This is a genomic window from Phenylobacterium terrae, assembly GCF_042681205.1.
In the GTDB taxonomy this organism is placed as follows: Bacteria; Pseudomonadota; Alphaproteobacteria; order Caulobacterales; family Caulobacteraceae; genus Phenylobacterium; species Phenylobacterium terrae.
In genome coordinates this window covers 732388-744674 of the sequence record NZ_JBHUEY010000001.1, presented here as the reverse complement: position 1 = coordinate 744674, position 12287 = coordinate 732388, and the positions used below count along the sequence as shown (strand labels likewise).

Annotated in this window: 12 protein-coding genes and 1 pseudogene; 3 read left to right on the top strand and 10 right to left on the bottom strand. The window is 72.3% G+C overall.

The window, feature by feature from the left end; all coding sequences use genetic code 11:
* From ACFSC0_RS03705 to ACFSC0_RS03695, 3 genes are all read right to left on the bottom strand, one after another.
* On the bottom strand, positions 1 to 676 hold a 676-nt coding region (locus tag ACFSC0_RS03705), incomplete at its 3' end, for a DEAD/DEAH box helicase (protein WP_377355070.1).
* Positions 677 to 719: 43 nt separating this feature from the next.
* Entirely contained in the window at positions 720 to 1604 is an 885-nt protein-coding gene (locus ACFSC0_RS03700; RefSeq protein ID WP_377280460.1) for an alpha/beta hydrolase, read from the bottom strand.
* Positions 1605 to 1780: 176 nt separating this feature from the next.
* Positions 1781 to 2158, bottom strand: coding sequence for a VOC family protein (locus tag ACFSC0_RS03695; protein ID WP_377280461.1), 378 nt, complete (start codon positions 2156 to 2158; stop codon positions 1781 to 1783).
* Between the two features lie 223 nt (positions 2159 to 2381).
* On the opposite strand from ACFSC0_RS03695, the gene ACFSC0_RS03690 reads away from it, so the two are divergent.
* Together ACFSC0_RS03690 and ACFSC0_RS03685 are read left to right on the top strand one after the other, a co-directional pair.
* Positions 2382 to 5102: an ATP-dependent DNA helicase gene (locus tag ACFSC0_RS03690; protein WP_377280703.1), complete on the top strand. Its 2721-nt coding sequence runs from the start codon at positions 2382 to 2384 to the stop codon at positions 5100 to 5102.
* 13 nt (positions 5103 to 5115) lie between these two features.
* Positions 5116 to 5190, top strand: a pseudogene (locus ACFSC0_RS03685) (hypothetical protein); the annotation flags it as partial.
* 7 nt (positions 5191 to 5197) lie between these two features.
* Here ACFSC0_RS03685 and chrA read toward each other — a convergent pair.
* From chrA to ACFSC0_RS03655, 6 genes are all read right to left on the bottom strand, one after another.
* Positions 5198 to 6604, bottom strand: coding sequence for a chromate efflux transporter (gene chrA, locus ACFSC0_RS03680; protein WP_377280462.1), 1407 nt, complete (start codon positions 6602 to 6604; stop codon positions 5198 to 5200).
* A 275-nt stretch (positions 6605 to 6879) separates the two neighbouring features.
* Positions 6880 to 7131: an EF-hand domain-containing protein gene (locus ACFSC0_RS03675; protein ID WP_377280463.1), complete on the bottom strand. Its 252-nt coding sequence runs from the start codon at positions 7129 to 7131 to the stop codon at positions 6880 to 6882.
* A 106-nt stretch (positions 7132 to 7237) separates the two neighbouring features.
* Entirely contained in the window at positions 7238 to 8170 is a 933-nt protein-coding gene (locus ACFSC0_RS03670; protein ID WP_377280464.1) for a prephenate/arogenate dehydrogenase family protein, read from the bottom strand.
* Positions 8171 to 8175: 5 nt separating this feature from the next.
* Positions 8176 to 9297: a histidinol-phosphate transaminase gene (gene hisC / locus ACFSC0_RS03665; RefSeq protein WP_377280465.1), complete on the bottom strand. Its 1122-nt coding sequence runs from the start codon at positions 9295 to 9297 to the stop codon at positions 8176 to 8178.
* A 17-nt stretch (positions 9298 to 9314) separates the two neighbouring features.
* Positions 9315 to 10112 (bottom strand): chorismate mutase, encoded by a 798-nt coding sequence (locus ACFSC0_RS03660; protein ID WP_377280466.1) that lies wholly within the window; start codon positions 10110 to 10112, stop codon positions 9315 to 9317.
* A 95-nt stretch (positions 10113 to 10207) separates the two neighbouring features.
* On the bottom strand, positions 10208 to 11242 hold the full coding sequence (locus tag ACFSC0_RS03655) for a DUF2125 domain-containing protein (RefSeq protein WP_377280467.1): 1035 nt from the start codon (positions 11240 to 11242) through the stop codon (positions 10208 to 10210).
* A 27-nt stretch (positions 11243 to 11269) separates the two neighbouring features.
* On the opposite strand from ACFSC0_RS03655, the gene ACFSC0_RS03650 reads away from it, so the two are divergent.
* Positions 11270 to 11854 (top strand): gamma-glutamylcyclotransferase, encoded by a 585-nt coding sequence (locus ACFSC0_RS03650; protein ID WP_377280468.1) that lies wholly within the window; start codon positions 11270 to 11272, stop codon positions 11852 to 11854.
* Positions 11855 to 11917: 63 nt separating this feature from the next.
* On the opposite strand, the gene ACFSC0_RS03645 is transcribed toward ACFSC0_RS03650, so the two are convergent.
* On the bottom strand, positions 11918 to 12277 hold the full coding sequence (locus tag ACFSC0_RS03645) for an endonuclease domain-containing protein (RefSeq protein ID WP_377280469.1): 360 nt from the start codon (positions 12275 to 12277) through the stop codon (positions 11918 to 11920).
* Positions 12278 to 12287: the final 10 nt, after the last annotated feature.

The window sequence follows — 12287 nt, the reverse complement described above, 5'->3', positions numbered from 1 at the left end:
CACCCTTCGGGTGGTCCCCCTCCCCCAGAGGGGGAGGAGAGTGGCAGGCCATCCACCGCTTGATCACCTGCGGATCGTCCACCGTCGCGGAGAGGCCCACCCGGCGCATGTTCGGCGCGAACTGTTGTAGGCGGGCCAGGTCCAGCGCCAGCAGGTCGCCGCGCTTGGAGGAGTGCAGGGTGTGGATCTCGTCCAGGATCACGCAGGACAGCTGCTCGAAATAGGCCCGCGCGCCCTCCCAGGCGCAGAACAGCGCCAGCTGCTCGGGCGTGGTCAGCAGGATGTCCGGCGGGTGCACCCGCTGGCGCTGGCGGCGCGAGACGCCGGTGTCGCCGGTGCGGGACTCGGCGGTGACCTTCAGCCCCATCTCCACGATCGGGGCCATGAGGTTGCGCTCCACGTCCACCGCCAGCGCCTTCAGCGGCGAGATGTAGAGGGTGTGGACGCCGCGCGGCGCGTTGGCCGGCGGCCGCTGCGACAGCTCGATCAGGCTCGGCAGGAAGCCCGCCAGCGTCTTGCCCCCGCCGGTGGGCGCGATCAGCAGGGCGTCCCGGCCGGCCAGCGCCCGCTCCACCATCGCCAGCTGGTGCGCCCGAGGCGCCCAGCCTCTACGGGCGAACCAGTCGGCGAAGGCCGGCGGCAACAGGTCGGGCGCAGGGGCGGCGGCTTCGGCCATCGCCTCGCCTATAGCATGTTCCCGTTCCGTTTCACGCCCGGGATCAGCTCGCCAGCCACCGCGACCAGTCATGCATGTCACGGTAGCCGCCGAACACCGCGCCAAGGCCACGCGTGACGGCGCCGGGATAGACGGACATGTGCGTCTCTCCCTCGAACACGTGCATCGCGACATCGAGATTGGGATAGCCGCGCGATCTTAGGAGGGCGTCCAGCTTGTAGAGGTTCGAGACGAAGCCCTGGCGCGGGTCGTGCGCCTCTTCGAGGCCGCCTGAGGCGAGGAAGAGGTGCGCCGGCAGGTCCGAGCGCCCCGCCGCATGTTCCGCCTCGATTTCCAACAGCTTCCCGTCGCCCCAATAGATCGCGGGGCTGATCGCAATGCAGCGCTGGAAGGTCGCCGGCTTGGTGAAGAGCGCGAAGAGGGCGAAGAGTCCGCCGAGCGAGGCGCCGACCACCGTGCTGTCCTGCAGATCGACCGGGAAGCGAGCCGCGATGAACGGCTTCAGTTCGTCCTCTATGAAGGTCAGGAAGTCCGCGGCGCCGCCGCAGGGCAGGGCCGCGTCGCCCGCCTGCGACTGGTAGAGCCGATCCTCGCAAGGCGAGAGGTCCCTGAGGCGCAAGGCCGCCCACTGCGCCTCGTCCTCTGGCCGACTGAAGTGATAGCCGATCCCGATCACCAGCGTCGGCGGCATCGGGAACGGGCCGGACTGGATGGAACGGGCCGCCGCCGCAGCCATCCCGAAGGCGTGATTGCCGTCGAGCACAAACACCACCGGGAGCCGCTGGCCGGCCGCGATCGGCGTCGGCGGCCACGCGACTTCAATGAGAAAATCCTGGTCCACGATCCGTGACCGAAGTCGGAAGGCGCTGCTCCAGGAGACGCGGCAAGGGCCGAGGTCTTCGAACTCGGCGTCGGGGCTGCGGGGCATCAGGCGTCCTTTGCTGTGAATGAAGACGCGGACGACAAGCCCTCCTCTCGCGAGGGCGGTCGCGTTGCACTGATGGAGAAGGATCGGGAGAACTACAGCGCAGGCTCTGCGCCGCCAATTCTTGAACTTGACTATTTAGAGGCCATCTCTTGAGGGGCGAGGCGGCGAACTGGCCCCTACCCGCGCGGCGGCTCGAACAGCTCGATGAGATTGCCCGACGGGTCCTCCAGCAGAATCTGGCGCCCGCCGGCGCCCTGGACGATGTCGCTGCGGAAGCTCGCCCCGCGGCCCCGGAGCTGTTCGACAAGGCCGTCCAGGTCGTCCGTCTCGATTTGGATGCGGTTCCAGCCGCCCGCCTCGGGGGCGCGGCCCTGGGCGTCCGAGGCGCCCGCACCGCCAGCGCCCGGCTTGTTCATCAGCAGCTGCAAGTCGCCGCGCGAAACGGCCGCGAAGCCCGAGCCGAAGTGCATGTCGACCTTGAATCCGAGCGCCTCGGTGTAGAAGGCCACCGCGGCGTCCGCGTCGTGGACAATGTAGCGGACCTTGACCGGCATCGCGCTCTCCCGCTGTCCCGGCGGCCACGAGACGCCCGCCAAGCGCGGCTGTCAACGCCGCTGCGGGCCATGGACGCACGCGGTGACGTTCTCGTTCCGTTTCGGTCCAAACGGGGGTAGGAGACTCGGCGTGAACGCCCTCTCGCCCGCCCTGGAGCTTGCGCCCGCGCTGGTGGTCCTGCCGGGACCCCGCGCCGCGGTGGCCCATGCCGGCGCCGCCGAGATGGTCCGGCCGCCCGAGGCGCGGGACCTGCTGGAACAGGGACGGGTGCTGCTCGCCCATGCGGCCATGACCTCGCGCCGGCTCGGGCTGCAGGCGCCCGCCAGGTCGCCGCGGATCTTCGACGCCTTGGAGCTCTTCGCCTTCGTCCGTCCCGCGCAGTTCTGCGCCCCCTCGGCGGCCGGCCTGGCGCTGGCGCTCGGCATGCCGGAGCCGAAGGGCGCCGCGCACCAGGCCCAGGCGCTGATGCAGGCCTGCCGGATCCTGCTGGAGGAGCTGGCCCTGACCCCGCAGCCGAGCCGGGAGGAGGCGCTGGCCGTCGCCGAGACCCTGGCCCGCGCCGGCTGGGCCTGGGGGCCCGCGGCCATCGGGGCGCTGCGCGCCGCGCCGGTGGGCAACGCCTTCCGCGGCTCGGGCCTCGACGTGTGGACCCGCATCCCGGAATGGGAGGACCAGGCCCCGCCCGGGGAGGCCGGCTCCAAGCCCATCGAGCCGGAAGGCGCGGCCGTGCGGCTGAAGGCGCTGCTGCACCAGGCCGGCCTCGACGAGGCCCGCCCCGCCCAGGCCGAGTTCGCCGTCGAGACGGCCTACGCCTTCCAGCCCCGCGAGCGCGAGGGCGAGCCGCGCATGGTGCTGGCCGAGGCCGGCACCGGAGTCGGCAAGACGCTCGGATACCTGGCGCCCGCCTCCCTGTGGGCCGAAACCAACGGCCCGGCCGTGTGGGTCTCCACCTACACCCGCGCCCTGCAGCGGCAGATTGAGCGCGAGAGCGCCGCCATCTTCCCGGATCCCAAGGTGCGCGGCCGCAAGGCCGTGGTCCGCAAGGGCCGCGAGAACTACCTGTGCCTCCTGAACCTGCAGGATGCGGTCAACACCGCCCAGCTCGGCGGGACGGACCTGGTGGGCCACGCCCTGGCCGCCCGTTGGGCGCGGGCGACGCGCGACGGGGACATGACCGGCGGCGATTTCCCGGCCTGGCTGCCCAGCCTGTTCGCCATCGCCCCTGCGGCGCAGGCGAGCCCGCAGAACCTGGTCGACCGGCGCGGCGAGTGCGTCCACGCCGGCTGCCCCCACTACCGCGCCTGCTTCGTCGAGAAGGCGATCCGCGGCTCGCGGCGGGCCGACCTGGTGATCGCCAACCACGCCCTGGTGCTGACCCAGGCCGCCTTCGACCGCGCCCGGGCGGCGCGCGGCTCCAAGGCCGACGGCGAGACGACCCACCTGAAGCGGATCGTGTTCGACGAGGGCCACCACCTGTTCGACGCGGCCGACAGCGCCTTCGCGGCCGCCCTCTCCGGCGCCGAGGCCGCCGAGATGCGCCGCTGGATCCGCGGGCCCGAGGGGCGCGGCCGCCGGGGCCGGGGCCTGGAGGCGCGGCTGATGGAGGTGGTCGGCGACCACGAGTTCGCGGCCCAGTCGCTGATCGAGGCCACCCGCGCCGCCGCCGTCCTGCCGGGCGAGGGCTGGTCGGGCCGGATCGCGCCCGCCACCGGCGAGGTGAACCCCATCGGGCCGATCGAGCGGTTCCTGGTGGCGGTGCTGGAGCAGCTGCGGGCCCGCGCCGCCCCCTCCGAAGTCGGCATGGAGTGCCAGGCCAGACCCGCCATCGACCTGGTCCGCGAGAGCGCCCGGGAGGCCGCCGAGGCCCTGGGCCGCATCGAGGCGCCTCTGCTGGCGCTCGCCCGCGCCCTTGAGGACCTGCTGGACGAGGAGGCCGCGACGCTGGCCCCCGGCGACCGGGCGCGGATCGAAGGCGCCCTGCGCGGCCTCGACCGGCGCGCCCGCATGACCCTGCCGGCCTGGCGCTCGATGCTGCGGGCCATCGACGAGGACGCCGAGGACGACCCGGACTTCGTCGACTGGTTCGACGCCACCTTCCTCTACGGGCGGGTGGTGGACGCCGCCTGCCGGCGCCACTGGGTCGACCCCACCGAGCCGCTGACGCACGCGGTGATCGCGCCGGCGCACGGGGTGCTGGTGACCAGCGCGACGCTTGCCGACCCGACGCTAGACGATCCCTTCGCGCTGGCCGAGATGCGCACCGGCGCGGCCCGCCTGCCGGATCGGCCCAAGACCATCCGCCTGAGCTCGCCGTTCGACTACGCCGCCAACGCCCGGGCGCTGGTGGTCACCGACGTGGCCAGGGACGATCCGCGGCAGATCGCGGCGGCGATGCGCGAGCTGTTCCTGGCGGCTGGCGGCGGGGGCCTGGGCCTCTTCACCGCCATCCGGCGCCTGCGGGCCGTGCACGAAAAGATCGCAGCTCCCTTGGCCGACAAGGGCCTGGCCCTCTACGCCCAGCACGTCGACCCGCTGGAGGTCGGCGCCCTCGTCGATATCTTCCGGGCCGAGGAGGACGCCTGCCTGCTCGGCACCGACGCCGTCCGTGACGGCGTGGACGTGCCGGGCCGCTCCCTGCGCCTGCTCGTCTTCGACCGCGTCCCCTGGCCGAGGCCCGACATCCTCCACAAGGCCCGCCGCACCCGCTTCGGCGGCAAGGGCTACGACGATGCGGTCGCAAGAGCCCGCATCGCCCAGGCCTTCGGGCGGCTGATCCGCCGGGCCGACGACAAGGGCGTGTTCGTGATGCTCGACGCCGCCGCGCCTACGCGCCTGTTCTCCGGCCTGCCAGAGGGCGTGACGCTCCAGCGCGTCAGCCTGGTCGAGGGCATCGAGACGATCGCGGAGTTCCTGAAGAAGGACGCATCGGCGCAGAGCGCCTGAAACCTCCCCGTCATCCCAGCCGAAGAGCCGGGACCCAGGGCCCCGGAGTCTGGGTCCCGGATCGGCCTTGCGGGCCGTCCGGGATGACGAAGAGCCTAGACCACCCCCGCCACGTGCAGCGCCACGCCCGCCGCGGCGCAGGCCAGCAGCAGAGGGATCACCCCGACCTTGAACCGGAAGGCGGCGACGGCGGCGGCGAGGGAGAGCAGGAGGCTGGCCCAGTTCACGCTCGCCAGCACGGGGACGTCCAGGCTCAGCGGGCCCGCGCCGACCTCCAGCACCTCTCTGAACACCACGTGCAGGGCGAACCAGACGGCGAGGTTGAGGATCACGCCGACCACCGCGGCGGTGATGGCCGCCAGCGCCGCGTTCAGCGCCTTCGCCCCGCGCAGCGCCTCGACGAAGGGCGCGCCGAGGAAGATCCACAGGAAGCAGGGGGTGAAGGTGACCCAGGTGGTGAGGACGCCGCCGAGGATCCCGGCCGCCAGCGGGTCGAGGCCGGTCGCGCCCCGGTAGGCGCCCATGAAGCCGACGAACTGGGTGACCATGATCAAGGGACCCGGCGTCGTCTCGGCCATGCCGAGGCCGTCCAGCATCTCGCCAGGCCTGAGCCAGCCGAAGGTCTCCACCGCCTCCTGCGCGACGTAGGCCAGCACGGCGTAGGCGCCGCCGAAGGTCACCACCGCCATCTTCGAGAAGAAGACCGCGATCTTGCTGAAGACGTTGTCCCAGCCGAGCAGCGTCCCCAGCCCCAGCACCGGAACCAGCCAGAGGAGCAGCAGGACGGCCCCGATGCGGAGCGCCCAGGCGAGGTTCGGCCGGGCGTGGTCGGGCGTCTCCTCGCCCAGCAGGGTGTCGGCGTCGTCCACCTGGGTCGCCGCCTTCGGCCCGTGCCCGCCGCCGGCCTGGAAGGCGGCGAGCCCGGCGCGGCCGCCGACGAAGCCGATGACGGCGGCGGCGAGGATGATCAGCGGGAAGGGGGCGTCGAAGGCGTAGATGGCCAGGAAGGCCGCGGCGGCCAGGGCGATCATCACCGGGTTGCGCAGCGACCGGCTCCCGACCCGGATCACCGCCTGCACCACGACCACCAGCACGGCGGCCTTCAGTCCGAAGAACAGCGCGCTGACCGGCCCGAGCTGGCCGTAGAGGGCGTAGAGGATGCTGAGGGCCATGATGGCCAGGAAGCCCGGCAGCACGAACAACGCGCCCGCTGCGAGCCCGCCGGCCGTCCGGTTCATCAGCCAGCCGATGTAGATGGCCAGCTGCTGGGCCTCGGGGCCAGGCAGCAGCATGCAGTAGTTGAGGGCGTGCAGGAACCGCCGCTCGCCGAGCCAGCGCTTCTCCTCCACCAGGATGCGGTGCATCACCGCGATCTGGCCGGCCGGCCCGCCGAAGCTCAGGGCCGCGATGCGCGCCCAGACGCGCACGGCCTCGCCAAAGGGCACGAGCCCTTGCGACGGGTTCGAAGTGGTGGCGTTCTCCACGGCCTTGCCGACATCCATGCTCGCGCTCCCAGCCCCGCCGCGGGCGGCGGGCCGTTGGAGCGGGTCTTGGACGGCTGGGCCGTCTCACCGGGCGCCCGCGTGGGCCCGGCGACGCAATGCTAGCGGCGCCGGGGAGACGCCTCAAGCCTGAGCGCCCCCTCCGTCTCGCCGCTTCGCGTCGATCCACCTCCCCCGTCGGCTTCGCGTCGGGGGAGGAGCTGATGCGCCAAAGATCCTCCCCCGCTTGCGGGGGAGGGGGACCGCCGAAGGCGGTGGAGGGGGCGCTTCGCCGCCTACTGCCCGCCCTGCTGCATCATCTTCTGGATGGCGGCGGTGAGCTCCGCCTGGCTGACCTTGCCGTCCTTGTCGGTGTCGACGGCGTCGAAGCGCTCGGCCGGTCGGCCGGCGGCGGTCCATTCTTCCTTGCTGATGCCGCCGTCGTTGTTGGCGTCGAACTGCTTGAAGATGGCGGCCGGGTCGAAGCCCTGGGCCGACGCGGCGGTGGCGAAGGCGGCCAGGGCCGCGGCGACGATGACGATACGCATGGAAAGGCTCCTCGATAACGCGGACGGCATCTCTTCATGGCGCCGGCCCGGGCGGTCAGATGGCCGGTCCGATGTTGCAGCCGTATTGCCGTAACGACGTTCGGAGCTAGTGGCGCTCGCGGTCGCGGCCGAAGTTGGGCTCGGGGCTCTCCTGGCCGGCGGCGATGACCCCGCGGCGGATCTCCCGGGTGCGCGAGAACAGCTCGAACAGCTTGTCGCCCTCGCCCCAGCGGATGGCGCGCGAGAGGGCCTGCAGGTCCTCGGTGAACCGCCCCAGGATCTCCAGCACCGCGTCCTTGTTGGCCAGGAAGATGTCCCGCCACATGGTCGGGTCGGAGGCGGCGATGCGGGTGAAGTCGCGGAAGCCGCCGGCGGAGTATTTCATCACCTCGGCGCGGGCGACCTCCTCCAGATCGGCGGCCGTGCCGACGATGTTGTAGGCGATCAGGTGGGGCAGGTGGCTGGTGACGGCCAGGACGAGGTCGTGGTGCTTATCGTCCATCCGGTCGACGTTGGCGCCCAGGGCCGTCCAGAAGTCGGCGAGCTGCTGCACCGCCTCCAGGTAGGGATCGTCCTGGCGGGGCAGGGGCGTGAGGATGGTCCAGCGCTTGTCGAACAGCTCGGCGAAGCCGGCGTCGGGGCCGGACTGCTCGGTGCCGGCGATCGGGTGGCCGGGGACGATGAAGACGCTGTCCGGCAGGTTGCGCGCCAGCGCCTCGGAGACCTGCCCCTTCACCGAGCCGACGTCGGTGACGGTGGCGCCGGCCTTCAGCGATCCCGCGGCGGCCTTGGCGACCGCCTCCATCGCCAGCACCGGCACCGCCAGCACGACCAGGTCCGCGTCCTTCACCGCGTCGGCCACCGAGCCCGTCACCTCGTCGGCGAAGCCCAGCTCGGCGACGCGGTCGCGCACGGCGGAGCTCGCGTCGGCGACCACGATGGTCTCCACGACGCCGGCCCGGCGGACCGCCCGGATCACCGACGAGCCGATCAGGCCGCACCCGATGACGGCCATGCGGGGGTAGATGACCTCGGCCATCGCCCTCACGCCTTCAGGAAGTCGGCGAGGGCCTCGACCATGGCCCGGTTGTGCTCTTCGCGGCCGATGGTCAGGCGCAGGTGGTTGGGCAGGCCGTAGCCGGCGAGCCCGCGGATGATCAGGCCCCGTCGGGCCAGGAAGGCCTCGGCCTCGGCCGCGCTCTTGCCCGGCGGGAAGCCCACCAGGATGAAGTTGGCCTGGCTGGGGATCACGTCGAGCCCGATCCCGCCGAGCTGCTGGACGAGCCAGGGCCGCCACTGGCGGACCAGCGCGATGGACTTCTGCTGGAATTCCTCGTCGCCGAGCGAGGCGACGGCGGCCAGCTGGGCCGGGATGTTGACGTTGAACGGGGCGCGGATGCGCTCGACGGCGTCGATGATCGGCTCCGGGGCATAGGCCCAGCCGACCCGCAGGGCCGCCAGGCCATGCAGCTTGGAGAAGGTGCGGGTGACGATGACATTCTCCACCTCCTGGGCCAGCTCCAGGCCGATGTCGAAGTTCGGATCGTCGGCGAACTCGCAGTAGGCGGCGTCGATCACCAGCGCGACGCCGGGCGGCAGGGCCGCCTGCAGGCGGCGCAGCTCCTCGCCGGTCAGAAAGGTGCCGGTGGGATTGGCCGGGTTGGTGACGAACACCAGGCGGGTGCGCTCGTCCACCAGCTCCAGCAGCCCGTCGACCTCGATGCGGAAGTTGGGCTCGGGCGCGCTGCGCACCTCGCCCTGGCAGGCTCGCGCGGCGATGGCGTAGGCGCCGAAGGCGTACTCGGCCTGGACGATGTTGTCGCCGGGCTCGAGGAACACCTGGGCGATCAGGTGGATCAGCTCGTCCGAGCCGCAGCCGAAGACCAGGTTCTGCGGCGGCAGCTTGAACGTCGCCGAGACCGCCTCGCGAAGGATGTTCGCGCGGCCGTCCGGATAGAGGTGGAGCTGGTCGATGGCCGAGGCGTAGGCTTCCCGCGCCTTGGGCGAGGAGCCGAGGATGTTCTCATTGCCGGACAGCTTCACCGGGTCGACCACGCCCTCGGCCGCGGACTTGCCGGGCACGTACTGGGCGATGTCGAGGATGCCGGGCTTGGGCAGCGGGCGGGGCGCGCGGGCGCGCGCGTCGGGGGAAAGCGTTTCAGTCATGACGGCTAAGCCGCCTCTTACACGTCCAGCGGCGAGGGCGCAGCCCCGATCACGCCGCTCAGCCGGCCCGGCGCCCGGGCCAGCCGCTCGTCGTCGGCCATGTAGTAGCCGGCCAGGGTGAAGAGCTTCAGGCCGCCCGCCTCGACCATCAGGCTGGCGGCGACGCCGTCGCGGCTGAGGGCGGTCAGGATCGGCGCGGCCGGGCCCGGGGCGTCGGTGACCCAGAAGGTGACGTCCGAGCCGGTCGGCTCCACCTCCACCTCGGCGACGGCCAGCGCCGACATCGGGCCCCAGGCGGCGAGGCAGGGGAGGGCGGCGAACACCTTCAGCCTGGGCTCGGCCAGCAGCCGGCCCCACCAGGCGCTGTCGCGGGCCAGGGCGATGACGGCCACCCCGCCCAGCGACCTGGCGGCGGCCAGGGCGTCCTCCGGCTTGGCGGCGAGCGCCAGCCGGGGGGCGACGCCGAACCGCGCGCGGGCCAGCTCGACGGCGCGCGAGCCGCCCCAGACGGAAAGATGGAAGGGGCCCTGGCGGGACAGGCTGTCGCCGATCAGCTCGCGCCAGATGCGCACGACCAGCCCGGGCGGGGCCGCGCGGCGGCCGCGGGAGAGCAGCTTGCGCAAAAGCTGGGCCTCGCGGCCGGGGCGCAGGGCGAAGCGGTCGCCCTCTCCGGCCGCCGCCTTGGCCTTGGCCACTTCGATGGCCAGGCCGGCGCGCTCGTCCACCAGGCGCAGCAGCTCGGCGTCGATCTCGTCGATGCGCGCCCTCACGGCGTCGAGCGGTTGGGCGGCGGGCTTGGACTCCGCGTCGGCCATTTCTTCCCCCGAAGACGAAGCGTGCGACCTAGGTCAAAGCCGCCAGCTGCGCAATTTCTTTCCTCGGCTGCGGCGCTTTGCGCGGCGTTTGGGGATCAATAAACCCGTGGCGCGGGGCCGACGGCCACCGGCCCCAGCGTCGTCTGTCCGGCCTGGAAGGTGAGGGTGGCCCTGGCCAGGTCGCCGCCCACGGCGCGCGCCTGGGCGACGATGGAGGCGGCCTGCGCGGCGTCCTCGGGGATGACGCCGGTCTCGCCCATGGCCTCCAGGGCGCGCGGGGCCTGCTGCAGCGAGGCGTCCAGCGTGCCGCGCAGCCGCCCATCCGAGCCGACCGTCAGCGTCCCGCTCTGGGCGCCGATCAGCGCCTCGCCGGCGGTGATGCCGCCCTGGCGCACGCTCATCTGGCCGCCGGCGTCCACCCAGGCCCGCACCGCCGAGGCCCAGTCGCGGCCGCGGAAGCTGCTGGCCTCGCTCATCACACCTTCGAAGATCATCGACACCGGCTTGTCGCCCGCGATCCGGGCGAACAGGCCCGAGAGCCGCGCCTTGCCCTGATCGACGCGGAAGCGGACCACGCCCTGGTCCTCCGGCATGGCGCGCAGGTGCAGCTCGACCAGCTCGGCTGCCGAGAGGGCGAAGGGCTGGGCCCCGGCGCCGGGGGCGAAGGTCAGGCCGCGGCCCTCGAAGGAGAAGCTCGGCGGGCTGCCGGCGAGGTCGCCGATGCTGGCGCGGATCAGCCGGCCCTTCATCTCCACCGGACCGCCGATCGGGCGGGTGAAGGTGAGGCCCTCCGGCGCGGCCGCGATCCAGTTGCCCAGCGAATAGACCGGCGCCTGGGCCTCGAGCCTCGGCGCCGCCAGGCCCCAGCCGGAGGGCTCGCGGATGCGGGCCTCCGTCAGGCTGACGTTCAGGCGGAAGGGATAGCCGCCGACCTTGCGCTGCTTCCAGCTGATCTCGTAGCCGGAGGCGCGCATCTGCTCGACCTGGGCGTCCATGCCCCGCTCGGCCTGGCTGCGCAGCCAGAACCAGCCGATCGACCAGGCGATGATCAGCAGGGCGGCGATGACGAACGGCAGGATGAGGCCGAGGCGCCGCGGTTTGCGGCCGGGATCGGTATCGGGCAGAGACATCGGAACTCGTCGTCGGAGGGCGTTTGCGTGGACCAGGGTCGGTGGGTGTTTGGCTACGGCTCGCTCATGTGGCGCCCGGGCTTCGCCTATCAAGAGCGCCGGCCCGCCACCCTACACGGACGTCGCCGCGCCTTCTGCATCTATTCGGTCCATCACCGCGGCACCTACCAGCGGCCCGGCCTGGTGCTGGGGCTGGCCCCCGGCGGCTCCACGCGCGGCGTCGCCTATCAGGTGGCCGAGGCCGACTGGCCGGAGGTCTACGCCTATCTGCGCGAGCGCGAGCAGCCCACCGAGACCTATGTGGAGAGCGCCGCCCACGTGCGGCTGGCCGACGGCCGCCGCGTGCCGACCCTGGTCTTCCTCTCGGACATGCGCCATCCGCAGTGGGCCGGCATGCTGTCGCTGGACCGCCAGGCCGAACTGATCGCCGGCGCCGTCGGCCTCTCCGGCCCCAATGTCGACTACCTGCGCGACCTCGTCATGCACCTGCGCGAGGAAGGCATCCACGACGTCGCCATGGAAAAGCTGCTGCACATGGTCGAGGCCCGCGAGCTGGCCATGGCCGCGCACACCCCGCGCGGCGCGAGCGAAGAGGAAGAGGCGCTGCCGTGACACCGCACGTCTCCTCCCCCTTTGGGGGAGGGGGACCGCCGAAGGCGGTGGAGGGGGCCTTCTTCAGCGCATCGAAGGATCGCCTGCCCAGGCTTCTATGGTGCGAATGACTGTGTCCAGGTCATCCCTCACCAGTACGGCCGCAATCCGCAGGACACGTATGCCCTCGCGGGCGAGCCAAGCGTCGCGACGCTCGTCACGCTCGGGTCGGTCACCTGCGATATGCGAGAGTCCGTCGACTTCGACCGCCAGCCGCGCCGGTGCGCAGTAGAAGTCGAGCACGAAGGGACCAACGGGATGCTGTCGCCGGAAACGAAGACCGTGCGCTTTCCGACGAAGGGCTGCCCAGAGGCGCGCTTCTGGCGGCGTAAGCTGGCGCCTTAGGGCGCGTGCTCTGGCGATGGTTGGCCGAGGGGCCTCCATGGCCAAGCTC

Coding starts and splice junctions, on each gene's coding strand:
- ACFSC0_RS03700 (WP_377280460.1), bottom strand. CDS start 1,604: ATGCCCCGCAGCCCCGACGCCGAGTTCGAAGACCTCGGCCCTTGCCGC.
- ACFSC0_RS03695 (WP_377280461.1), bottom strand. CDS start 2,158: ATGCCGGTCAAGGTCCGCTACATTGTCCACGACGCGGACGCCGCGGTG.
- ACFSC0_RS03690 (WP_377280703.1), top strand. CDS start 2,382: ATGGTCCGGCCGCCCGAGGCGCGGGACCTGCTGGAACAGGGACGGGTG.
- chrA (WP_377280462.1), bottom strand. CDS start 6,604: ATGGATGTCGGCAAGGCCGTGGAGAACGCCACCACTTCGAACCCGTCG.
- ACFSC0_RS03675 (WP_377280463.1), bottom strand. CDS start 7,131: ATGCGTATCGTCATCGTCGCCGCGGCCCTGGCCGCCTTCGCCACCGCC.
- ACFSC0_RS03670 (WP_377280464.1), bottom strand. CDS start 8,170: ATGGCCGAGGTCATCTACCCCCGCATGGCCGTCATCGGGTGCGGCCTG.
- hisC (WP_377280465.1), bottom strand. CDS start 9,297: ATGACTGAAACGCTTTCCCCCGACGCGCGCGCCCGCGCGCCCCGCCCG.
- ACFSC0_RS03660 (WP_377280466.1), bottom strand. CDS start 10,112: ATGGCCGACGCGGAGTCCAAGCCCGCCGCCCAACCGCTCGACGCCGTG.
- ACFSC0_RS03655 (WP_377280467.1), bottom strand. CDS start 11,242: ATGTCTCTGCCCGATACCGATCCCGGCCGCAAACCGCGGCGCCTCGGC.
- ACFSC0_RS03645 (WP_377280469.1), bottom strand. CDS start 12,277: ATGGAGGCCCCTCGGCCAACCATCGCCAGAGCACGCGCCCTAAGGCGC.